Origin of the sequence: Acinetobacter sp. YH12112, from assembly GCF_013418945.1 — a bacterium.
Classification (GTDB): Bacteria; Pseudomonadota; Gammaproteobacteria; order Pseudomonadales; family Moraxellaceae; genus Acinetobacter; species Acinetobacter indicus.
Genome location: NZ_VPBA01000016.1, coordinates 1 through 23,270, shown reverse-complemented (window position 1 = coordinate 23,270; position 23,270 = coordinate 1). Strand labels below are relative to the sequence as shown.

The window sequence follows — 23,270 nt, the reverse complement described above, 5'->3', positions numbered from 1 at the left end:
AAAAGCATTTAACTCTCTATTCTGGCTATAAACCCACACTTAAAGTATAGGAAAATTGTAGTTTTGGCTCGGTTTCTGCAATCACCCGACCGGCCCGATCTTCCAGTTTTTCACCTGCACCAATCCCCACACTAAAGGTACTGATCCGTTCACGGTTCAGCAAGACATAAGCAAGATCTACACCAGCGCCCAGACGTGCTTTCTCTTTCTGGTCGACCACTTTGGATTCAAGATGACCCGCATAAGCTCCGATATAATAACCATTTTTATCTTTACCGGTGAAATGATATGGCAAGCGAAAGCCAATTTGTCCACCCGGTTCATGATCCCCATTTAAAAATGCCCCGGCTTTGGCATAGGCAATGCCGTAGGGATTGACCCATTCTGCATTTAAATGAAGTAATTTTTGTGTAATTCCTGCCCCGATATTCCAGGTTTTTGTATCTTCCCCGGTCAATTTTGCCTGTGGGAAAAAAGAAGATTCTTCGGCATAGGCCACATTGCACAGCGCAATACATGCCACTAAGGAATATACTTTTTTCATTATTTTCACCAAGTTCCTTAATTCTAATTGTAAAACAATCCTGTTTTATTTTTTTGACTGTAGCAGATTTACCCAGATTCTTATATACAGCAGCCGATCTTTTTATTGTCGCAAAAGTCAAAAACCTAAATCACATTATTTGTGTCGAATCGGTCATGCAGGCATACGCAAAGCGCTGTGTTATCGGCTAGAATAACAGCCCTATTCTCATCTCCTTGATCTGTTTAAGCCGATTGCATATGAAACAGCACTTTCCTTTAAAAAATGTTCAGCAAGAAAAGCGCATTTTTCGCAATCGGGTATTCATCTCTATCGGGCTGGTCAGTTTCTTTTTACTGCTGCTGGTGGTGCGTTATGCCTATCTGCAAATCAGTAGCTTTGATGAGTTTGCCACCGCATCTGACAAAAACCGGATTCGCCTGCAACCCTTAGCGCCTGCGCGCGGTTATATCTATGACCGTAATGGGGTGTTGCTGGCCGATAACTATCCGGTCTTTACCGCGACCTTAAGCCGGGCCGATGTCGAAGATATTGATGCCACCATCGAACGGCTGACCCCGATTCTGGAACTGACTGAAGAAGATATTGAACGCTTCCAGAGCCGGATTAAAACCGCACGTAAAACCGAACGGGTCTCCATTAAACTGAATCTGAATGAAACCGATATTGCCCGTTTCAGTGAAGTGAAATTCCAGTTTCCCGGGGTGAATATTGAAACCCAGATGACCCGTTACTATCCACATGGTGAGCTGTTTGCGCATGTGATTGGTTATGTGGGCCGGATCAATGACAAAGAGCTGAAAGAGATTGATAAAGATGCCTACGCCGGCACCAACCTGATTGGTAAAATTGGCGTAGAAAAATCATATGAGCATTTACTGCACGGCGTACCGGGCAATGAATCGGTCGAGGCCGATGCACACGGTAATGTGCTGCGCCACTTGGGCCGTAAAGACCCAGTTCGCGGTAATGATCTCTACTTGTCCTTAGATTATGGCTTACAAGTGGTGGCCTCTGAACAGCTGGCCGGCCGTCGTGGTGCGATTGTCGCGCTTGATCCACGTACCGGGGAAATTCTGGCGCTGGTGTCAAGCCCCAGCTTTAACCCGAACCTCTTTGTCACCGGCATCAGCCATACCAACTATGCCGCCCTGCGCGACAATATTGACCAGCCGCTATATAACCGTGCCGTACAAGGAGTCTATCCGCCCGGCTCGACCATTAAGCCAATGTTTGGTTTAGGCGGGATTCATTATGGTCTGGTCGACTGGAGTACCGCGATTCAGGATTATGGCTATTTCACTTTACCGGGCGATAGCCACCGTTTCCGTGACCATAAAAAATCGGGGCATGGCATTGTCAATATGCACACTGCTCAGGTGGTGTCCTGTGATACCTATTTCTATGTATTGTCCTACCGGATGGGCATTGAAAAGATGAATGACTGGATGCGCCAGTTTGGTTTTAGTGAGCGCACCGGCGTCGATTTACCAAGTGAAAGCACTGGTTTATACCCGAGTCCGGAATGGAAGATGCGTACCCGCAATGCCAAATGGATGCGCGGCGAAACCATTTCGGTCAGTATTGGTCAGGGTGCTTTTACCGCGACACCATTACAACTGGCCATGGCCACGGCCATTACCGCCAACCAGGGCTTTAAAGTCACGCCACACGTGCTGCGTGAAAGCCGCGGTGCGCGTCCATTTAAGGTGCATAATGGTACCAATGGCCGCATTGAATTTAACGGGACCGACGAAGACTGGATTAAAATGCGCGATGCCATGGTGGATGTCATTCAATCAGGCACCGGTAAAGGCATTAAAGGCGGCCTGCAATATTCAATTGCCGGAAAAACCGGGACCGCGCAGGTCAAAAGTATTGCGCAGGGCAAACGCTATAATGAAGCGCTGCTCACCGACCGTCAGCTTGACCACGGTTTATTTGTCGGCTTCGCTCCGGCAGAAAAACCTGAAATTGCCATTGCGGTGATTCTGGAAAATGGCCGTGGTGGGAGTGCTGCCACGGCCCTGGCCCGTCCAATTCTGGATTACTGGCTACTCAACAAAGACAAGAATCCGATTCGTCCATCTGCGGCCCAAATTAGTGGTGGCCTGATGACCGCCGGTTTAAAGCCAAGTGAACTGCCAAGTGCCGAAGGTGCTCGTAGCACCACCACTCCGGCTCAGGATACTGCTGCATCTGCGCCAGCAACACCGGCCGCTGCCCCATCTGCCACAATAGAGAGTGACTAAACCATGAAAAACCAGCTACGAATTATTGGTGGAGACTGGAAACGTCGCCAGTTGGCCTTTGCCAGTATTGACGGTTTACGCCCGACGCCGGACCGGGTGCGTGAAACCCTGTTTAACTGGCTGATGTGGGATGTGCAAAATGCCAAAGTGCTGGACCTGTGTGCCGGCTCGGGGGCGCTTTCCTTTGAAGCGCTATCACGTGGTGCTGCACAGGTCACCATGATTGAACCGGACCGCACTCAAGCCCAGTTCCTGACCCAGAACCTAGAACTGTTAAAAGTCACCAAAGCCCGGGCCCAGTTAAAAATCAGTACTGCACAGCAGGCGCTGGCCAGCCTGAAAGACAGCTATGATCTGGTGTTTCTTGATCCGCCTTATAACCTGGATTTATGGGAACAGCTGGCACAATTGGCTGATCCATTAATTCAGGATAAAGGCTTGATTTATGTCGAGGCCGACCGTGATCTAAACCAGCTAAAACTGCCGGCCTCCTGGCAGCAAATCAAGGAAACCAAAGCCGGTACAGTCCGCGCTGGACTGTATCAGAAATCACTATAATGCTTGAATGAACGGTTATAAAAAAAGGATTCCAGATGGAATCCTTTTTGATTTATACGCCAGGTCGTAATGGACGCTGCACCCCAGAAGTCGGCGGCAAAGCCGTGACGGGTTTGGCCTTAGCTGGATTACTCGCCTGTGGTTTTTTCGCTGGCGGCTTGTTGGCCACCGGACGATTTGGCTTTACTGGTTTGCTTTGTGCAGGTTTACTCTGTGTCGGTTTATGTGCAGGACGGTTGGCCTGACCCGGTTTTTGCCCATGCGGACGTTGAGCATGTGGACGATTCACTGGCTTAACCGATGGACGCTGCTGAAGATACACCGGACGGCGTTCATGTTCCCAACGCGACACGGTATATGGATAGTTTGAATAGCCTCGATCATAACCGGTATAGACGCTATGTCGTGGACCATTCTCATACGGCGTGACCACACCCGGTAAGTGCCACCGCCACCAGCGACACAAAAGCCAGCTTTTTCATGCAATTTACCCCCTGTTCAGATGGCTGCATTTTCAGCAATTAGCATGAATTTACTGGCAATTTTTTGTTGCGTTCCTGTATGTACAAGTTCACATTTCATGCATATCTTGGCTATTTTTCTGGTGGATAAAAGAAAAGACTGGCCAAGTTTCTGTCCAGTTAAAGTTTTATCTGCCCTGCCCAATCTAATATTTAAATATAGATATAGAAATAACTTAAGATAGATGGGCTTTTGACTCGATATTCAAGCAGTGCAAATGTTAAATGCTCACAAGAAAAAAGACAGCCATAGCCATCTTTTTAGAATCAGGGAAAAATAGAGATATTGCTTAGGCTATTTAGTTTTTAAACAGGCCCTGTTTTTCAATAAACTCAATAATCTGCTCCAAACCATCTTTGGTTTTCATATTGGAAAATAAAAATGGTTTATCACCACGCATGCGCTTGGCATCCTGATCCATTACTTCCAGACTGGCGCCGACCATCGGGGCTAAATCGGTTTTGTTAATAATCAGCAAATCAGATTTGGTAATGCCCGGCCCACCTTTACGTGGAATTTTTTCACCACCGGCCACATCAATCACATATAAAGTCAGATCGGATAATTCCGGACTAAAGGTTGCCGCCAAGTTATCGCCACCACTTTCAATAATGATCAATTCCAAGCCATCGAACTTTTCACACAAGTCGTCAATCGCTGCCAGGTTAATCGAAGCATCTTCACGGATGGCAGTGTGTGGACAGCCACCTGTTTCGACACCGACAATCCGGTCTGGGCTCATGGCTTCGTTGCGGGTAAGAAAGTTGGAGTCTTCCTTGGTATAAATGTCATTGGTGACCACCGCCATGTTATAGCGCTGGCGCAAGGCCTGACATAAATTGAGAGTAAGTGCTGTTTTACCTGAACCGACTGGACCACCGATGCCGACACGTAATGGAGAACGTTCTGTCATGTTGATTTTCCTTTTATTTTCCCTCTCCCAACTCTCTCCCATAGGGAGAGGGGGAATCTTGTGTTCCCTCTCCTCTTAGGAGATGAGCAGCAATACTGCGCTAAGGTGAGGTGATTTCCCTCTCCCAGAGAGAGGAAATATTGATTAAATTTTTACGCCCTCTCAATCCCCCTTTAAAAAGGAAGACGTTAAGAACGGAATAAGCGTGAATACTGGGTTTCATGCGCCATACTCAGCATGGCGTAATTGGGTAAGGCGCTACTGAGCTGCTCATCTTCCAGCATTAATGCTTTTTCGATGGCTGCTGGAACCTGCTCATGTAAATGCCATAAAATCCGTTGTCCACTCATCTGCCCGAGCGGAACGGTTTTCACAGCTGCCAGCACCTGATTTTCCAGCACAGTAAAGGTATAAGCGGTTAATACATCTGCTTCGTTTAAACCCAACTGGCCGCAGAGCTGGGCATAAACCGGCACAAAACCCAGCTGTTTTTTCACCATCACTGGCATTTTCAGCACATCTTTAATCCATGCATTGAGGGAAAATGCCAGCTGTTGTGACTCCGCTAAAAGTTCACGACTTTCCCGACTGGCACGATAAATCTGCGCCCAATAATCAAACTGTGCGTCATCATCATAAAATTGCATCAGCCGTTTTAAGACCGGTAGTTCAAAACGTACCAGTAGCATCTCCAAGACTTCTTCAAAGTAAGCAATGCTACTGTGTTCATCGTGAATTAAGCCTTGCTCAATGGCACTTTCCACACCTTGCGAGTAGCAATATGCTCCGACTGGCAATGCTGTCGATGACAGTGTCAGCAGTTTCAGTAGTTGTGCTGCATTAGTGATGGGCATGCGCGTGAATCGCTTTGATTGGGCTTAAGCGGTGGTCGTGTGCATGTTGTGCGTATGCGCCACTTTCCGGTTCAAACGGATGTTCAACTTCATTCACGGCGAGTCCTAAACCGACCACCATTTCTGCTAAAACGTGGTCAGGCTCAAAATAGAGTGCACTTGGTGTCAGCATCAGTGGTACATGGCGATTGCCTAAGTGGTAAGCCGCTTTGAGTAAATCAAAATCGGTTTCTGCCACCACTTGCATCAGGCGTTCAGGTTTAGCATCGACTCTTAAAATGTCGCCGTGTTCTGTGGCAATAAATGAGCCGCTACGCAAAATTCCTGTGCGTGGTAGGTCTACACCAATATCTGTTCCGTTTTTGAGTGTTGCACGAAATCGGCTCTTTTGGCGGGTGTCGAAGCTGAGTTCAACGGTTTCAAAAGTGCTTCCCTCTGAAATGTGTTCTATTCGCTGAGTGTAGATTTTCATGCTATTCCTTTTGTCACGAAGATGTTTTGCTTTGATTTATGTTTTTCAATTTCAAAGCAAAATATCTGTAAATTTACGCATCAAAAGTAAGCAGTTTTTATGCCAATTATGAGTTTTCTTGGTGCATTTAATTTTTCTTTTCAACATCAAGCTGATGATGATTGGGAACTGTCAATTTATAAGTATTTGAGATTCTTTGAACTCTATAATAAGGAATATTTTCTGCTTCACATATCATTTCCAATTTTTTTTCATCGGCTACCGAGATTTTTAAACCTCCGATAACACTACAAATTAAGTCATCGTATGGGAGCTTCTGAATAGATTCACTTGTATTTGGTCTGATGACTCTAAATTCTTTTTCATAACTCCACTCAGCTGCTTTAGATGTATAAATTTCAATTATTTTACCATTTGGATCTAACCTAGTTTCTCGATCAATTACTAGCATTTCATCCATATAGCTAACAGGAATCGGGAAAAAATTTAAATAGTTCAAACTCGGGTTAAGTAAATCGGTTTTTCTAAACTTAAATTCTGTTAAAAAACCTTTATGAAAGTCTGCATAATGAGACCACATTAGAATATTTAACGGATTATGATTCAAACAACATATCCCCATTAAACTATTAATATCCGCAAAATATGTTAGATCATTAATTGCTTGATTTTCTTTCTCTATACTTTCTTTTTCATAATGCATCGCTTCTTCATTCGAAATTTTTTGTTTGAAAAGCTCTAAAAATTTCTTTTGAATTTCCTCTACAGAATAATGGTAACTTTCATCAACTGCGTAAACACAATCAAAAGGGTCATTAAATTTATCGGGCTTAGTAAAGCTGATTGTTCCTTTCGTTAAAAGCTCTAATCGACTATCTGTTATAGGCTGGTGTTTATATAAATAAATATAGTCTTCATCTTGATATACAAAAGGATATTCAGAAATATTCAGCAAATTAACTCTCTCTTCTTTTTAAGTCCTAGATAAATTCGCTTGTATACCTTTTATACAGTTAATTCAAGAGTTAGCACCCTCATCCTCTTGCGGAATTATATTCCTCATCCCAAAGGGAGAAAGAACATAGCAGCAATTAAATTAATAACTTCTTTCCCTCTCCTTTTAGGAGAGGGTCAGGGAGAGGTCAATTAAAATAAAAAATACCGCTGTGCCATCGGCAACACTTCCGCAGGTTCACACGTCAGTAATTTCCCATCCGCCCGAACCTCATAAATTTCAGGATCAACTTCCATCACAGGGCAGTAAGTATTCAGCTTCATATCTTTCTTCTGAATATCCCGTGTGCCTTTACATGGGCTAATCAACTTTTTCAGCCCTAGCTTTTCATGCACACTCGCATCAATCGCCACTTGCGACAAAAACGTAATACAGGTGTTATGCACACCACGGGCATTGGCACCAAACATCGGACGATAATGCACTGGCTGCGGTGTTGGAATTGACGCATTAATATCGCCCATTGGCGCTGCCGCAATCATCCCGCCTTTAATAATCATCGATGGTTTTACACCAAAAAATGCGGGCTTCCACAACACTAAATCGGCCAGTTTACCGACTTCCACCGAGCCAATTTCATGACTTAAACCATGGGTAATCGCAGGGTTAATCGTATATTTGGCGATATAACGCTTCACACGATGATTGTCATGCGTGGCATTGTCACCCTCTAAAGGTCCACGCTGCACTTTCATTTTATGTGCGGTTTGCCATGTGCGTATCACCACTTCTCCAACACGCCCCATCGCTTGCGAATCCGATGACATCATGGCAATTGCGCCTAAGTCTTGCAAAATATCTTCCGCAGCAATGGTTTCACGGCGAATACGACTTTCCGCAAACGCCACATCTTCCGAAATTGCAGGATCTAAATGGTGACAGACCATCAACATATCCAGATGTTCATCAATGGTGTTGATGGTATAAGGACGGGTTGGATTGGTCGACGATGGCAACACATTTGGCTGACCAATGGCTCTTAAAATATCAGGCGCATGTCCACCACCGGCACCTTCGGTATGATAAGTGTGAATGGTACGGTTTTTAAATGCCGCCAACGTTTCTTCCAAGAAACCACTTTCATTTAAAGTGTCGGTATGAATTGCGACTTGCACGTCAAATTCATCTGCCACAGTCAAACAGTTATCAATCGCTGCAGGTGTCGAGCCCCAATCTTCATGCAGTTTTAAACCCACTACACCTGCACGAATTTGCTCGGCAATCGGTTCAGGCTGACTGAGGTTACCTTTACCCAATAAACCAATATTCATGGGTAAATCGTCAATGGCTTGCAGCATGGTGGAAATATGCCAAGGACCCGGAGTCACCGTCGTTGCCGATGTGCCTGCTGCAGGACCTGTACCGCCACCAATCATGGTGGTGACGCCTGACATGAGTGCAGTTTCCACTTGTTGTGGGCAAATCCAATGAATATGGGTATCCACACCACCTGCTGTTAAAATTTGTCCTTCACCTGCAATCACTTCAGTAGCAGCACCAAGTGGAATGGTAATATCCGGCTGAATATCAGGGTTGCCGGCTTTACCAATTTTCCAGATACGGCCGTTCTTTAAACCGACATCAGCTTTAACAATGCCCCACCAATCTACAATTAAAGCATTGGTAATGACGGTATCGGCAACGTCATCAGCCAAAAGTTGTGACTGCCCCATTCCATCACGAATGACTTTACCACCACCAAATTTAACTTCTTCACCATAAGTGGTGAGGTCTTGTTCCACTTCAATAAACAGTTCGGTATCGGCCAAACGAACCCGATCGCCTACCGTTGGACCAAACATTTCCGCATAGGCACGGCGTGACATTTTCATTTTAATTTTTCCTTAATCCAATGGACCCATGACACGACCGGCAAAGCCATAGACTTCGCGTTTACCGGCTAAAGCCACCAGTTCAATATCCCGGCTTTGACCCGGCTCAAAACGTACCGCTGTGCCTGCGGCAATATTTAAACGAAAACCTCGTGCCGCTTCACGGTCAAACTGCAAGGCATCATTGGCCTCATAAAAATGAAAATGTGAACCGACCTGAATCGGACGGTCACCGGCATTTGCCACGGTCATTTTTAAGGTCTGACGCCCCACATTCATTTCAATATCTAAATCAGGGGTAATCACTTCTCCAGGTATCATGTTTGACTCCTAGACAATCGGTTGATGCACAGTGACGAGTTTTGAGCCATCTGGAAAAGTCGCTTCAACCTGAACTTCGGCAATCATTTCCGGTATACCTTCCATCACATCTTCACGTTTTAATAACGTGGTACCGTAATGCATCAGCTCACTCACGCTCATACCATCACGCGCGCCTTCTAACAACGCGGCAGAAATATAAGCAATCGCCTCGGGATAGTTCAGTTTTAGCCCACGTGCTTTACGACGTTCGGCCACCAAGCCCGCAGTAAAAATCAGCATTTTGTCTTTTTCAGTGGGATTGAGTTCCATATCTCGTTCCTAAATTTGTTCTAAAGGATGTAATGCAAAATGTGTGCTCAAAAAATTAAATTCCCTCTCCTTTCAGGAGAGGGTTAGGGAGAGGTAATAAACCCAATGTATTAGCCCTCCCTCTAACTCCCTCCCATAGGGAGGGAGAATGGTCTTTATGTCCGCCAAATCCTCGGAAACTCTTCATCTAAATCAAACCAGTCACGGCGCAGCTTGGCACGTATCGCAGCAAAGGCATCATGACACTGGCGTACGTCATCACCCAGATAACGTGCTGTCACCACATCATCCAGCAGGGTTAACGTCACCTTAATATCCATGCGCATAATCAGCTCACGGATTTGATCAATCTGCTGATCTAAATAGAATTTTGAGCGGAATTTTTCTGGCGGCACTGCCCAGAAGCTAGCCATGACTGCATGACCGTTCACTCCCAAACAGGAGCTGAGCCAGCGGTCATTGCCACTAAAACTCAAACGGTCAGTGACCAGTAATTTATTGTTCCGGTACAGCTGAAATCGATTTTGATAACTGCCCTCGATAAATGTTTCATGGCGCGCCTGACGGCCCAGTACCAACATATCCCAACCAATAAAACTGGCGGCATCCTCCAAAATAACTCTGGTTTCAGAATTGGCATGTGCACCATTAAAGAGCATGGTTTCTTGTGGTAGCCATTCAAAAATAGAGGCATCTTTAACTGTAATATCAATATGTTGGAAAGCCTGTTTTTGATTGGTCTTGTACCATTTTCCTGCACCCGGCGTGGTCACCAAGGCATGTGCGGCCTGCTCTGCCGACATCTGAAAGGTTAAATGATCACCCCCGGCAATGCCTGCCGGTGGATGCACAATAATGGCGTGGCACACTCCGGTTTTTTCTGGCCACAGCATTTTTTGCACCCGAACAGGACCATGATGTTTACGATGCTCCAATACGGTGCGATTTTCTGCGCCTTTAAAGCCAAGTTCGAGCTGTGCAAACCAATATTGCACCGCAGGCTTCACTTCTGTTGCCACCAGCTGATTCATTTTGCTCAATTCGTATCTTTGTTAAGTCTATGCCCTGGCATTAAGCAATAACTGCACCAATTTCTATCGGCGCAGATTTCGCTTTGGCTGGCTGCCATTTCTTGCTATGGTGCATCTGCATAGGGAATGAGGATGTGAGCAATATGCAAATTCGTGATCAAATTGTTTTAGTGACTGGCGGCGCACGCGGTTTAGGCCTGGCCATTACCCGAACCTTATTGGCGGAAGGGGCGCGTGTAGTGGTAAATTATTTAAACAGTGCCGCTGCTGCCGAGCAGCTGGTGCAACAGTATCCAGAGCAGGTCTTTGCCTATCAGGCCGATGTCACTGACAAAGCCCAGGTGCAGGCTCTCTTTGCCGCAGCCAAGGCGCGTTTTGGTCAGGCCATTCATAGTGTCATCAACAATGCCTTAATCAACTTTGAGTTTAATGGTGATGCCCGTCCCAAAGTTGAAGACCTGACGCCGGCCATCATGCAGCAACAGTTTGATGGTGCAGTTGTGGCTGCCCTCAATACCACCCAAGCAGCGCTTGAGGATATGAAAACTGCCGGATTTGGCCGTATTGTGAATATTGGTACCAACCTCGTGCAGAATCCGGTGGTGCCTTATCATGACTACACCACCGCCAAAGCCGCACTGTTGGCCTTTACCCGTACTGCAGCGCATGATCTGGGCCAATATGGTATTAACGTGAATATGTTGTCTGGCGGTCTGCTCCAAACCACCGATGCCAGCAAAGCCACGCCAGATGCGGTATTTGATTTAATTGCTGCCTCGACGCCACTACGCCGCGTTACCACCCCAGAAGAATTTGCCGCAGCTATTATGATGTTCCTGTCACCGTATTCGCGTGCAGTCACCGGGCAAAACCTGATTGTTGATGGCGGTCTGGTCAAAGGTTAACTGCAGTTTTGTGTGACTTTTATCACAATAAACTAATTTTTAAGCAGTTAAACCGGTTTGTCATGCTAGAGGTGGGCTGAATTCGCTAGACTATGGTCCATCCTCTCTTCACTATTTTGCTAACATGAAACCCCTGTTTGCTTTGGCCTGCTGTACCCTGCTGAGCGCCTGTATGTTCGGTAACTCCCAAGAATTAAAACGCGCTGAACAATTGCTGGCGCAATTTGAATGCCACAATATTGAAACAACGCTGATGACCCATAGTGCTATTAACAGCTATCACGAACATGCACTGGTTGCCGCCCGGCAAAAAGCCAGTCGTTATGTCGAGCAATATCGGGAAGGTGAACAGCAATCCAGCCTGGCGGTGGATGAAATTGTGCAGCAGCAATATCATCTTTATACTGCTGCCTGCCAATCATTGGGCGGAATTTTTCCCAAAGCAGAACAGCCTTAAATCAAAATCAGATATTTAGAAGTTTGATCACACAAAACAGCCGATCAATCAGAGAGAAGCTTCAACCTCTCGCATCTTGATGTACTGCTAATTTCGATATTGAAAGCATATAAATAAAAAGACAGGGTCGATGCCCTGTCTTCTGTTTTTTTAACAATGAGTGACTATTCAGCCGGTTCTGCATAGTAACGAGTATCGACACTAAACTGTTCCGGGAATTTGGCGGCAATGCTGGCATAAAACGCCATGATTTCTGCCATGTCTTTTTCCATATCTCCCGATGGATAGACAATTTTACCTACCCCACATTTTTTCTGGGCGTAGTCCATATAGGCCAGTGCAATCGGCACGCCAGCCGTTACCGCCACATGATAAAAACCGGTTTTCCACTGTTCCTGTTTGGCGCGTGTACCTTCTGGCGTAACCAGCATCACCAGCTTGGGATGCTGCTTGAACAAATCGCTCATCAGCTGCACCATGCTTGGACGCTGCTCACCGGCTGCCTTCGGACGACGGTCAATGCCAATTCCTCCCATCGCACGGACAAAGGGCCCGAACGGGAATTTCATATAACTGTCTTTAATGGTCAGGCGAACATTCACACCCAAGGCTTTAAGCGCCAAACGCGCATATAGTGCATCCCAGTTACTGGTATGCGGCGCGGCAATCATTACACACTGGTCCAAATCCAGCGGCCAGTGATTGTCAATTTCCCAGCCCATCAACCCCAAGCTCTGTTCTGCCAACTTCTCAAACACAAGCACAATCCACACAATAAAAATTGCGCGAAGTTTAACAACTCAACAGATTTAAAAAAGAGCAAATTGCTGAATATTTAAGCAATTAATATATAAATGTATAAAATTAGCCAAACCGTCAATCGCCATTCCTGCCAATCTTTCATTTTTTTCGTGGATAAACCGGATGCGAAGAACTGAAAATAAATACTCACAGAAACCCAACAGGGCAATTTTTACAATCAGGCTATGCTGACCCTATCTGTCCTGTCAGGAGATTGATCGGTGAAAATAAAAATTCTGAGCCTTGCCTTCACGGCGCTGTTACTGGCCGCCTGTGATAACAATAAAACCCCTGAAACCGCCCGCGATGCAGAAACCACCTCGCCTGCCGCAGCCACTGACATGAGCGCCAATGATACAGCCGCCACCGCACTGGACTGGCCGGGAGAATATAAAGGGGTCTTGCCGTGTAGCGACTGCCAGGGCATTGAAACCGAGCTTGAGCTAAAAATGGATAAAACCTATGAGCTGAGTGAAGAATTCCTGGGCCGTGCCAATGGTCAGGAGTCCAAAATTACCGGTACGTTTGAATTTGACCCGAATGATCCTGCCGTTATTATTCTGGATCAGGCTGCCAATAACCGTAAATTCTTTGTCGGTGAAAACTTTATTGAAGCGCGTGATGTCAATAATGGCGACAATATTGGTGCCAGCCAGAATTATCGTCTGCAAAAAGATCTGCAATAAAGCACAAGATCTAGCACTGCTAAAAGTCACCGCTTTGGTGACTTTTCTTGTTTCAAAACGGTTTTTTGCCCGCGATAAAATTTGCTACAAAACAGCGGCTCAATTTAGCCCTCTGCTCTAGGCGAATATGCCCGAAAAGTTTATGTTTAATACCTTATCCAAAGATTGATCTGTTGCCATGTTATCTCGTCCTCTTCTTGCAATTAGCACCTTGTCTTTGTGTTTAAGTGGTTGCGGTGGGCAAGCTGAAAAAAGCAGTACCATGAGCAATGCCCAGGCCCAAACTGAAACCCAACCGCAAGACAGCCTAATGCCTGCTGCTGAAACAGCAGCACCACAGCCGGAGCCGCTGGCCGGTCACTACAAAACCATCCTTGACTGTGATGATTGCCAGCAGCGTATTCTTGAGTTAAAGATTCATCCGGATCAGAGCTACAGCCTGCAAGATACCCGTATCTATGCTCGCCGTCAGCGTAGCCAGAATACACAAGGTCAGGTCAGCTATACCAATGAACAGACTGCCCAATTAATCAGTACTGATCAACAGATTCAACAATTGCAGCCCACAGCAAACGGGCTGGAACTTGTAGATGCCTCATCCAAACAGCCAGCACTAAAACTGGAACGTGTTGCGACCATTGAAGTCAGCAATGCGCTGAAACATGCCGACATTCAGGCCGAACATATTGATAGCTTAAGCTTTCGCGATATTACCGATACCGTCAAAGCGCATGACTACTATATGCGTATTCATAACCAGTCAGATCAGCCGCTAAAACTGAAAGTCAGCGATATTATTCTGGTCGATCAAAACTATCAGGAATATAACGCGCTGGTTGATGAAAGCTTTTTAGAACCTATTCCGGCCCAGCAAACCCGCTACAATAAAATCAGCTTTAATTATCCGGACAATGCGGTGGCGGACTATATTAAGGTGAAATAGCTTTTCTTTTTTCTTTCATTTTCTATTCTGCCGTTTCTTTTTATCTTGCTGTACTGATCTTCTTTTTTCTTTCTTATTTATTCTTTTTATTCAAGCATAAAAAACCCTGCAGATGCAGGGTTTTTTGTAAACCGTCTAACGATTAGCCGTTGAACTGGTTCATTGTGTTTTTCGCATCATCACCCGCTTTAAGCGCGTTGTCACCAGCGAAGATTTCTTTGTGGTCGTCACCGATGTCAGAACCCGCCATTGCTTGGTGTTTCACGCAAGCGATACCGCCACGGATTTCTTTACGTTGAACGCCAGCAACATAAGCCAACATACCTTCATCACCGAAGTAACCTTGTGCAAGTTCATGTGTAGAAAGTGCAGCAGTGTGGTAAGTCGGAAGCGTGATCAAGTGGTGGAATACACCTGCTTCACGTGCAGCGTCAGCTTGGAATGTACGGATTTTTTCGTCAGCATCAGCAGCTAATTCAGTGTTGTCGTACTCAGCGCTCATCAATTTAGCACGGTCGTATGCAGACACGTCTTTGCCTTCAGCAACCCAACGGTCGTACGCTTGTTGACGGAAGTTTAAAGTCCAGTTGAACGAAGGCGAGTTGTTGTAAACAAGTTTCGCATTTGGAATCACTTCACGTACACGGTTTACCATGTGAGCGATTTCTTTTACGTTTGGAGTCGGAGTTTCGATCCAAAGTAAGTCAGCACCGTTTTGAAGGCTTGTGATACAGTCAAGTACAACGCGGTCAATTTGAGTGCCTTCGCGGAATTGGTATAAACCAGATGGAAGACGTGTTGGACGGTGAAGTTTACCATCACGTTTGATTAGGATTTCGTCTTCTTGCGCGTCAGCGATATCAATTTCTTGAGTGTCTAAGTAGCTGATGTATTGAGAAGCAATGTCGCCTGGCTCTTTAGATACAGGGATCTTTTGAGTCAAGTCAGCGCCTTCAGAGTCAGTACGTGCAACGATAATACCATCGTCAACACCCATTTCTAAGAATGCATAGCGAAGTGCGTGGATTTTCGCGATGAAGTCTTCGTGTGGAACTGTTACTTTACCCGCTTGGTGACCACATTGTTTCGCATCAGATACTTGGTTTTCAATTTGAAGCGCACAAGCACCCGCTTCGATCATTTTTTTCGCAAGTAAGTAAGTTGCTTCTTCGTTACCGAAACCAGCATCGATGTCCGCAATAATTGGCACAACGTGAGTTTCAAAGTTGTCGATTTGAGATGTAATTTCTGCAACTTTTTCAGCGTCGCCCGCTTCTTTCGCTTTGTTTAACGCACGGAATAAGTCGTTAAGCTCTTTCGCGTCAGCTTGACGTAAGAATGTGTAGATTTCTTCGATCAATGCAGGAACAGATGTTTTTTCGTGCATAGATTGGTCAGGAAGTGGACCGAACTCTGAACGAAGTGCTGCAACCATCCAACCAGAAAGGTAGATATAGCGACGTTCAGTTGTACCGAAGTATTTTTTGTTCGCAATCATTTTTTGTTGTGCGATGAAACCGTGCCAGCAACCCAATGATTGAGTATATTTGCTAGAATCAGCATCATAAGCAGCCATATCACGACGCATAATCGCAGCTGTGTATTTCGCGATGTCTAAACCAGTTTTGAAACGGTTTTGAAGTTGCATACGCGCAGCATCTTCAGGAGAGATGTCTGCCCAAGTGTTGCCGAATTTTGCTTTCAATTCGCGGATTGCATCAATCGCTGTTTGATATGTAGTCATGATATTTTCCTGTATTAATTTTAGGATTTTCTCCAACGAAATGACTAAAATCATACCTCTGGATGTGTTCAGATTTAGAGCACTTCGTCGTGTTGAGTACAGATTAGAGTGAGTTAGAAAATTAATCCAATATCCTCAAAGAATCTTCACTATTTATTTAAAAAATATGTAGATCAAAGTCGTATCCGAAAATTTATATTACAAAACAAATATTTGATTTTTATTAAATAAATTTTATTTTACAATTCAAATAACCGATTAAAAAACACACCATTTGCTTTTTTTATATTCATTATACTTAAGTCGGGTACGGCTTTTTCCGTACAAAATCAAGGCAATATCCGGCTTATTTTTAGCCTGGTAGAGCCAACCTGACAGTGAATAGAAGAAGACCATGTTTGTGTTGAGTCGCTCAACTCAAGCATTTCTGCAGGTGGATGCGATGAGGTTTGAATCAACCCGACACGCGCTGATTTAAGCCGCTTAAACCCCGCGCGAATTGGGCCGAAAAACCCGGTAAATATGCAGGAATTGATCCGATCAGGGAACAGGCTTTTTCGGTAATTGTTCTACCCAAGCCTTCAGGCTTATGGCATAATCCAAATAATTTCTTGGGTTTATTTTCGGTATTTTTTTTATGAATCTGGAGCGGGTCGATCTCAACCTACTAATTTACCTGGACGTATTACTTCGCGAAAAAAATGTCACTCGAGCAGCTGAACAATTGGGCGTTACCCAACCCGCCATGAGTAACATTTTACGTCGTCTACGTAACTTATTTAATGATCCCCTGCTCATCCGTTCATCTGAAGGGATGACCCCGACCGAACGCGCACTTGAATTACAACCGCGTATTCGTGATGCCCTGTCCGATTTATCCATGATTCTGGAACCCCGTACCGAGTTCCGCCCGTATACCTCTAATCGCGTATTCCGGATTATGACTTCAGACTATGCCGAAGCCACTCTGGTGCCGCGTCTGGTCAAAGCCTTGCGTTCTGAAGCGCCAAATGTGGTGCTCGACTTTCTGACCCCAAGTGATGTCTCCTATCGTGACATGGAACAAGGCAAGGTAGACCTAGCCATCAACCGCTTTAATGAAATTCCGCAAAGTTTCCACCAGGTACTGGTCTGGCGTGACAGTTTTTCCTGTCTACTCAATCAGAAACACCCGGCGGCCAGTAACCTGAACCTCAAAAGCTATTTAGATGCACAGCATATCTGGGTCTCTAAAACCGGTATGGGCGTTGGCTTTGGCGTTAATCCGGAAAAACAGGCCGGATTAGGCTGGATTGATCAGGCACTGGAGCGGATTGGTCAAAAACGCAAGATTTCAGTCTTTACCCGTCATTATCAGATGCCGGCACTCTTGGCATCCAATGTGGATCTGGTGGCCACCTTACCGACCCGAATTGCCCGTTTACAGGCCAAAAGCCAGAATCTGCTGATTAAAGACCCGCCGTTTTATATTCCGGAATTTGAATTGAAAATGGCCTGGTGTCCGTTACTGCATCATCATCCGGCGCATCGCTGGTTACGTCAGCTGATTCTGTATGTAGCCCGTCAAATGATTGAAGAAGAAAACCGTGAGTTTTTAATGAATAACTCACAATTTTCTCAATTTTGACAAAAAACGCTCATAAATCTCTCTTTTTAAAGCTTATACTAAGATGAACATGAGTAGTGCCCGGTGCACTACTCGATGTTTTTGACGTTAAAAATATTCAGAATAAAAATCCGCAGGTGGATTCGTGAGCCTCTTCCAGAACATTGTTATTATTTTCATACTGATTGCAGGAGCAGGTTTTTTATCACTGACCGAGATCGCCCTGGCCGGTGCGCGTAAGGTCAAATTAAAAATTCTGGCTGAAGCCGGAGATGAACGTGCGCAAAAAGTGCTGGATTTACAGGAAAACTCGGCAGACTTTTTTGCCGCCTCGCAAATTGGCTTGAATGCGATTGCCATTTTAGGCGGTATTTTAGGTGAAGGTGCTTTTCGCCCGTATTTCTACGATTTTGTCACCCGCTTCTATACCGGACCGTGGGCCGAAACCCTCAGCTTCGCGCTGTCTTTTACCTTAGTCACCTCTTTATTTATTCTGTTCGCCGACCTGATGCCGAAACGCCTGGCCATGATTGCACCAGAGAAAATTTCTATTTCCGTGATCAATCCAGTACAGGTATTTATTACCGTCTGCAAACCGCTGGCCTGGTTTATTAATGCCATCGCCAATATGCTGTTCCGGCTATTTAAGGTCAATACCATCCGCGATGACAATATTACCTTTGATGATATTTCCGCAGTGATGGATGCCGGCGCCCAAGCGGGTGTGTTGCAAAAACAGGAACACCACTTTATTGAAAACGTGTTTGAACTTGAAGAACGTAATGTCCCTTCCAGTATGACCACACGTGAAAATGTGGTGTTCTTTACCCTGACTGAAGCTGAAGACAGTATTCGTCAAAAACTGGCGCAATATCCTTATTCCAAATTTCTGGTCTGCAATGAAAATATCGACCAGGTAATTGGCTATGTCGATGCCAAAGACATTCTGGTCCGTATTCTCAACAACCAGAAAATCAATCAGCTAAATGAATCCACAATTCGTAATGTGTTGATGATTCCCGACACCCTGACGTTATCTGAACTTCTGGACCGCTTCCGTTCGAGCAAAGAAAAGTTTGCAGTGGTCATTAACGAATATGCACTTGTCGTGGGTGTGATTACCCTGTCTGACATCATGATTACCGTAATGGGTGACTGGGTAACCCCTATTGAAGAAGAACAGCAGATTATTAAACGTGATAATAATTCATGGCTGATTGATGGCAGTACTCCAATTGAAGACATGAAACATGCGCTTGAAATTGAAGAGATGCCCGATGAAGAAAACTATGAAACCTTAGCCGGTTTTATGATGTATCAACTGCGCAAGATTCCGCGTCCAGCCGATACCGTGTTATATGGCGGTTATAAATTTGAAGTGGTCGATGTCGATCATTTTAAAATTGACCAGCTGTTGGTGACACGTTTACTGGAAAATAACCAACCGCCGGAACAGGAATAATCTATCTTTCTCTAATCAAGAGCGATAAAAAAACCTTCTAGACTCTAGAAGGTTTTTTTCATGCAGCAATTCACTTAAAACTGACGCAGCAATTCATCCAGCACCGCCTGATAGTGAATGGCAATATCATCTTCCAGAATTTTATAGGCGCTGTCGAACTGCACCATTGGCCAGCCTTCTTTCCAGAACGGGAAAATATTGTGCAGGTCATGAGTCACAATCGCATCTTCACGGACAATGGCTTGTGCAATTTGTGCCAGCACCTGGGCGGTTTCTGCGCCATCAATGGCCAGATAATCAATCTGACGGGCTTTTAAAATACGAATCCGGTCTTTTTTATAGCGGATTTTTTTGGCTTGTGCTTCATTCAAGCTCAATACCAGCGTCACCGCTTCAACAAATTTTTCCTCAAAAGATTGATGCAATGCCACCAAGGCCTGTTTATGCGCTTCCTGACGTCCCACTTTTCCGCCTTTGCGGATAATCTCTTTGGCTTCGCTATTGAGCACATCATTCTTCATACTCTGAAGGATGTCTATAATTTCAATATCGCTTAAAGATTCAGGAGACTGGTCAATCATGAAATAGCCTTGGGCAAAAAGTAAAACGCTATTTTCGCATAATTTCGCTTAAAGCTCGACAGATTCCGTAGCAATTATGACAGGAATAAGGGGGCCAATTTTAATGGTCATCAAAACTCAAATGTACACCCACAACACGAATTAATGCAGATAATGGCTAAGGCTCTGCTCCAGCTCGGTTTGTAAATGCAGCGGCGCTACAATTTTGACATAGGGAATCCAGTAGCGCACCAGCGGATAAAGCTGAATATGATGGCGAATCTGGCAGGAAATCAGCAGGCTGCCACACGGCTTTTCTTCCAGGATCTGCTGCTTTGGAAACAGCCGGCGCTGTTTAAAATACAGCGCGGCATCTGCCGCAACCGATAAATGTACTTCCTGCTGTTCATGACCAAACCAGATACCTTCTTCATCTTCCAGCTGTTGCAGAATAGCCGGATCATGCTCAAACGGGTCCAGTTCATAGCTGAGTTCAATCTGCTCAATCAGGCTCAGGCGATACACTTTTAAGGTATCCGAATGCACCGCAGCCAGATACCAGTTACCATGATGATGAATCAGGCGATAAGGCTGCACCCGACGGGACTTGTTTTTATAGACAAAGCCAATGTACTGACGCTGCTGAATGGCTTGGGTCAGGGTTTTAAAATGTTCGGCATATTGGCTACTGTCTTCATAATCATAACCTTTGGCGGAAAACACCAGATTGGCACGATGATCCATCAGCTCACGTAGGAACGAAATATCCAGCGAGGGATAAAGATCGCTAATGCCCGACAACTGGGCAAAGTTCTGGATATCCTGAAGTTTAAACCGTCCCAAATAGGAAGCATCAAGATAGTATTTTTTGCTGCTTTTGTCCTGCAATAAAGGTAGATAGGCATTCAGCCGATCAAAGTCACGTTCAATGGTGCGGGTGCTGACTTTAAATTCCTGGGCCAGTTCCGGAATACTCAGCTGATGCCCTACATTGAGTTTGGTTAAAATACTGACCAGCCGTTCAGCCAGTCGTTCATGTGTTGAAGTAACACACTTCATGATACCCTCATGGTGCTGTTTTAAGGCACTGTTTTTTCTATCAATTAAACAACCGTAAATTAAAATTTATTAAATAAAAATCATATAAATAATTAGACCAAAACTTTAAATACATTTACGTTAAAAGTAAATCAAAATACGTATCACAAGGCTGCATTCAGCTTAGACTTAAGGCTTATTCTGATCCAGGCGATCCACATAACGCTCTAAATGCAGCATGGCACTATACACCCGGTGGATATCTGCCAGACCTATTTTTTGACGGATAATAGCCCGATGAATGCGCCTTAAAGCACGTATATTCTGGGTGGTGGTATATGCTGTAGATGAAATTCTCATGATTCTGCCCTCTGTCTCTTCATTGAAATATCCAGTTTATTTTTATGATGTCTGTTTCGGATGTGGGCTAATGTACAACACAGTTTCGACAGGTTGTGTCAAATACATCACATATATTTTAATTTTTAGTAAAGCTTGTACAGTTTAAGTAATAAACATCAATGTACTAACTTGAGATGAGCATAAAAAAGACCGGCAATAGCCGGTCTTTTTTAGGTGCAGAATTAAATAATTTCTACCACAACCTTGCCAATATGATCACCGGTATCCATGGCCGCATGCGCTTCCTGGATCTGATCAAATTTAAAGGTTTTAAAAATCATCGGCAGACATTCACCTTTGCTCAATAATGGCCACACTGTGTCTTGCAAGCCTTGGGCAATTTCGGCTTTTTCTGCGGTGTTACGCGCACGCATGGTTGAACCGGTAATGGTCAGGCGCTTCATCATAATCGGGCCAAGTTTCACATCTTTGGCTTTGGCACCGCCCAAGAACGCGATATAAACCAGACGACCATCACGGCGTAACAGGTTCAGGTTACGTTCCAGATAAGGTGCACCAACGATATCTAAAATAACATCGACGCCGCCGTTGTCGGTCTGTTCATTAATCACCTGCTCAAAATCTTGCGTCTTGTAGTTAATGGCGGTGGTCAGGTGTGAAATAGCTGCAACTTTTTCATCTGAACCCACAGTGGCAAAGGTTTTCATGCCCAGCGCATTGCATAACATTAGCGCTGTGGTACCAATACCGCTGCTGCCTCCATGTACCAGTACTGTTTCGCCAGCCTTGGCTTGTCCCATCTGGAACACATTGGCCCATACGGTAAAGAAGGTTTCTGGAATAGCCGCAGCTTGTACAAAACTCAAGCCTTCAGGAATGGTCAGGGTCTGGCTTTCCGGAACCACGCAGTATTCTGCATAGCCACCGCCATTGGTCAGGCCACAAACTTTATCGCCGACTTTAAATTTACTGACCTCTTCGCCTACCGCTACCACTTCACCTGCCACTTCCAGCCCCGGCACAGGCGTCACCCCTTTCGGCATTGGATAAAGGCCTTGGCGCTGCAAGATATCCGGGCGGTTTAAACCAAAGGCATGAACCTTAACCAGCACATCATTGGCTGCCGGTGTCGGAATAACCACACTTTCATAGGCCAGTTTTTCCGGGCCGCCTGGTTCTGTAATAATGACCTGCTGCATCGTCGCTTGTGACATGGATTTTCCTTAATTGTTCAGTGCAAGTTTTCTGTGCTCTATTTGAACATAGATAAATGACGGAATGAAGCCAAGCCGGACTTATGTATAATGAGATGTATATTTCGCAGATTGATAACTCAGGTGAGCCATGACCCAAGTCATCGACTATAACGAAAATAATTACAGTGAATTTGAATGGTTTGATGGCTTTGCCGTGATCCGCTTTTATGCAGACTGGTGTGCACCCTGCGTACAGAATTTTCCGGTGTTTGCCGAACTGGCCGGCTATTATGCCCACCATCAGCCAGAGATTAAATTTGGCACGATCAATGTCGATCAATCCCCCATTCTCACCCTGCGTTATCATGTTTATGGATTACCTTCGACCCTGATTTTCAAGCAGGGACAGATCATCCACAGAATTGCTGGCGTCAAAAGTCTGACAGAGATGAAATCTATTCTGGCCTTAATCCTCAATGATTCTTATGAATGATTATCCATATAAAACTAAATCCAACAAAATATTTCCTTTAGCTCGCTATCTAAAATAACCTGAATCGCGGATAAGAAATTGACTTGAAAAATAAGAGGACTAGAGCCATCAGTTGAGTTATCACACCAAACTCACAACTCTAGTCCTGATGTTCAATAGTACCGAATTATTCTGCGTAATTGATGATTTTTTTCTTAAATTTGAATCAACTTATTGGGAGTTTCTCAAACAAAACTGTGGTTCCTTAAGAATCAGAACTGCTCAACTCACAATTTCAGAAATCTGCTTTATTGCCATTTGGTACAAATGCTCTCATTTCAATAATTTCAAAGCCTTTTTCACCTGGTTAAAAGAAGATAAAAGCCATTTATTTAAGTACTTGCCTTGCTA

General features: G+C 44.8%; 25 protein-coding genes and 1 pseudogene. 10 read left to right on the top strand and 16 right to left on the bottom strand.

The window, feature by feature from the left end; all coding sequences use genetic code 11:
* Window positions 1-25 precede the first annotated feature (25 nt).
* On the bottom strand, window positions 26-544 hold the full coding sequence (locus tag FTU50_RS07705; protein WP_171432164.1) for a hypothetical protein: 519 nt from the start codon (window positions 542-544) through the stop codon (window positions 26-28).
* 239 nt (window positions 545-783) lie between these two features.
* Between FTU50_RS07705 and mrdA the strand changes: the two genes are divergently transcribed.
* Window positions 784-2,796, top strand: a complete 2,013-nt coding sequence (mrdA, locus tag FTU50_RS07700; RefSeq protein ID WP_104470010.1) for a penicillin-binding protein 2 — start codon at window positions 784-786, stop codon at window positions 2,794-2,796.
* 3 nt (window positions 2,797-2,799) lie between these two features.
* Window positions 2,800-3,354, top strand: a complete 555-nt coding sequence (gene rsmD, locus FTU50_RS07695; RefSeq protein ID WP_160241127.1) for a 16S rRNA (guanine(966)-N(2))-methyltransferase RsmD — start codon at window positions 2,800-2,802, stop codon at window positions 3,352-3,354.
* A gap of 52 nt (window positions 3,355-3,406) precedes the next feature.
* On the opposite strand, the gene FTU50_RS07690 is transcribed toward rsmD, so the two are convergent.
* The 9 genes from FTU50_RS07690 to FTU50_RS07650 all read right to left on the bottom strand — a co-directional run bounded on the left by FTU50_RS07690 (window position 3,407) and on the right by FTU50_RS07650 (window position 10,626).
* Complete coding sequence (locus FTU50_RS07690; RefSeq protein ID WP_257222820.1) at window positions 3,407-3,820, bottom strand: hypothetical protein; 414 nt, start codon at window positions 3,818-3,820, stop codon at window positions 3,407-3,409.
* 354 nt (window positions 3,821-4,174) lie between these two features.
* Entirely contained in the window at window positions 4,175-4,789 is a 615-nt protein-coding gene (ureG, locus tag FTU50_RS07685) for an urease accessory protein UreG (protein ID WP_005179298.1), read from the bottom strand.
* A gap of 188 nt (window positions 4,790-4,977) precedes the next feature.
* Window positions 4,978-5,643 carry an urease accessory protein UreF gene (locus FTU50_RS07680; RefSeq protein WP_180046529.1) on the bottom strand — a complete coding sequence of 222 codons (666 nt, stop codon included), beginning with the start codon at window positions 5,641-5,643 and terminating at the stop codon, window positions 4,978-4,980.
* Window positions 5,630-6,115, bottom strand: coding sequence for an urease accessory protein UreE (gene ureE / locus FTU50_RS07675; RefSeq protein WP_180046531.1), 486 nt, complete (start codon window positions 6,113-6,115; stop codon window positions 5,630-5,632). The genes FTU50_RS07680 and ureE overlap by 14 nt, the downstream gene beginning before the upstream one ends.
* 127 nt (window positions 6,116-6,242) lie before the next feature.
* On the bottom strand, window positions 6,243-7,070 hold the full coding sequence (locus FTU50_RS07670; protein WP_168370108.1) for a DUF2971 domain-containing protein: 828 nt from the start codon (window positions 7,068-7,070) through the stop codon (window positions 6,243-6,245).
* A gap of 191 nt (window positions 7,071-7,261) precedes the next feature.
* Window positions 7,262-8,962 carry an urease subunit alpha gene (gene ureC / locus FTU50_RS07665; protein WP_168384311.1) on the bottom strand — a complete coding sequence of 567 codons (1,701 nt, stop codon included), beginning with the start codon at window positions 8,960-8,962 and terminating at the stop codon, window positions 7,262-7,264.
* A 12-nt stretch (window positions 8,963-8,974) separates the two neighbouring features.
* A complete protein-coding gene (locus tag FTU50_RS07660; RefSeq protein ID WP_127800928.1) occupies window positions 8,975-9,283 on the bottom strand; it encodes an urease subunit beta in 309 nt (102 codons plus the stop codon).
* 9 nt (window positions 9,284-9,292) lie between these two features.
* Window positions 9,293-9,595 carry an urease subunit gamma gene (ureA, locus tag FTU50_RS07655; protein WP_005179314.1) on the bottom strand — a complete coding sequence of 101 codons (303 nt, stop codon included), beginning with the start codon at window positions 9,593-9,595 and terminating at the stop codon, window positions 9,293-9,295.
* A 155-nt stretch (window positions 9,596-9,750) separates the two neighbouring features.
* On the bottom strand, window positions 9,751-10,626 hold the full coding sequence (locus tag FTU50_RS07650; RefSeq protein WP_168407401.1) for an urease accessory protein UreD: 876 nt from the start codon (window positions 10,624-10,626) through the stop codon (window positions 9,751-9,753).
* A 143-nt stretch (window positions 10,627-10,769) separates the two neighbouring features.
* Between FTU50_RS07650 and FTU50_RS07645 the strand changes: the two genes are divergently transcribed.
* The gene (locus FTU50_RS07645; protein ID WP_016659275.1) at window positions 10,770-11,531 is read left to right on the top strand and encodes a 3-oxoacyl-ACP reductase; all 762 of its coding nucleotides are present in this window, start codon (window positions 10,770-10,772) and stop codon (window positions 11,529-11,531) included.
* Window positions 11,532-11,655: 124 nt separating this feature from the next.
* On the top strand, window positions 11,656-11,988 hold the full coding sequence (locus FTU50_RS07640; RefSeq protein ID WP_127800581.1) for a hypothetical protein: 333 nt from the start codon (window positions 11,656-11,658) through the stop codon (window positions 11,986-11,988).
* 164 nt (window positions 11,989-12,152) lie between these two features.
* On the opposite strand, the gene FTU50_RS07635 is transcribed toward FTU50_RS07640, so the two are convergent.
* Window positions 12,153-12,746 (bottom strand): 1-acyl-sn-glycerol-3-phosphate acyltransferase, encoded by a 594-nt coding sequence (locus tag FTU50_RS07635; protein WP_127800579.1) that lies wholly within the window; start codon window positions 12,744-12,746, stop codon window positions 12,153-12,155.
* A gap of 264 nt (window positions 12,747-13,010) precedes the next feature.
* Between FTU50_RS07635 and FTU50_RS07630 the strand changes: the two genes are divergently transcribed.
* Both FTU50_RS07630 and FTU50_RS07625 read left to right on the top strand, forming a co-directional pair.
* On the top strand, window positions 13,011-13,475 hold the full coding sequence (locus tag FTU50_RS07630) for a copper resistance protein NlpE (RefSeq protein ID WP_168384308.1): 465 nt from the start codon (window positions 13,011-13,013) through the stop codon (window positions 13,473-13,475).
* 178 nt (window positions 13,476-13,653) lie between these two features.
* Complete coding sequence (locus FTU50_RS07625) at window positions 13,654-14,418, top strand: copper resistance protein NlpE N-terminal domain-containing protein (RefSeq protein ID WP_005179324.1); 765 nt, start codon at window positions 13,654-13,656, stop codon at window positions 14,416-14,418.
* A 142-nt stretch (window positions 14,419-14,560) separates the two neighbouring features.
* Here FTU50_RS07625 and FTU50_RS07620 read toward each other — a convergent pair whose 3' ends face one another.
* Window positions 14,561-16,162 carry an isocitrate lyase gene (locus FTU50_RS07620; RefSeq protein WP_180054772.1) on the bottom strand — a complete coding sequence of 534 codons (1,602 nt, stop codon included), beginning with the start codon at window positions 16,160-16,162 and terminating at the stop codon, window positions 14,561-14,563.
* Between the two features lie 637 nt (window positions 16,163-16,799).
* On the opposite strand from FTU50_RS07620, the gene FTU50_RS07615 reads away from it, so the two are divergent.
* Window positions 16,800-17,789: a LysR family transcriptional regulator gene (locus tag FTU50_RS07615; RefSeq protein WP_075167072.1), complete on the top strand. Its 990-nt coding sequence runs from the start codon at window positions 16,800-16,802 to the stop codon at window positions 17,787-17,789.
* A 124-nt stretch (window positions 17,790-17,913) separates the two neighbouring features.
* Window positions 17,914-19,230, top strand: a complete 1,317-nt coding sequence (locus tag FTU50_RS07610) for a hemolysin family protein (RefSeq protein WP_180062656.1) — start codon at window positions 17,914-17,916, stop codon at window positions 19,228-19,230.
* A gap of 74 nt (window positions 19,231-19,304) precedes the next feature.
* Here the strand turns inward: FTU50_RS07610 and FTU50_RS07605 are convergent, their stop codons facing one another.
* The 4 genes from FTU50_RS07605 to FTU50_RS07590 form a co-directional block, all read right to left on the bottom strand.
* Entirely contained in the window at window positions 19,305-19,811 is a 507-nt protein-coding gene (locus FTU50_RS07605; RefSeq protein ID WP_180046537.1) for a hypothetical protein, read from the bottom strand.
* A 141-nt stretch (window positions 19,812-19,952) separates the two neighbouring features.
* Window positions 19,953-20,849 carry a YafY family protein gene (locus tag FTU50_RS07600; protein WP_163145582.1) on the bottom strand — a complete coding sequence of 299 codons (897 nt, stop codon included), beginning with the start codon at window positions 20,847-20,849 and terminating at the stop codon, window positions 19,953-19,955.
* 168 nt (window positions 20,850-21,017) lie between these two features.
* Window positions 21,018-21,188 (bottom strand): hypothetical protein, encoded by a 171-nt coding sequence (locus tag FTU50_RS07595; protein WP_005179332.1) that lies wholly within the window; start codon window positions 21,186-21,188, stop codon window positions 21,018-21,020.
* Between the two features lie 224 nt (window positions 21,189-21,412).
* Window positions 21,413-22,405 carry an NAD(P)H-quinone oxidoreductase gene (locus tag FTU50_RS07590; RefSeq protein ID WP_180046539.1) on the bottom strand — a complete coding sequence of 331 codons (993 nt, stop codon included), beginning with the start codon at window positions 22,403-22,405 and terminating at the stop codon, window positions 21,413-21,415.
* Between the two features lie 130 nt (window positions 22,406-22,535).
* On the opposite strand from FTU50_RS07590, the gene FTU50_RS07585 reads away from it, so the two are divergent.
* Both FTU50_RS07585 and FTU50_RS07580 read left to right on the top strand, forming a co-directional pair.
* The gene (locus FTU50_RS07585; RefSeq protein WP_180046540.1) at window positions 22,536-22,880 is read left to right on the top strand and encodes a co-chaperone YbbN; all 345 of its coding nucleotides are present in this window, start codon (window positions 22,536-22,538) and stop codon (window positions 22,878-22,880) included.
* Between the two features lie 148 nt (window positions 22,881-23,028).
* Window positions 23,029-23,270: pseudogene (locus FTU50_RS07580) on the top strand (IS982 family transposase); the annotation flags it as partial.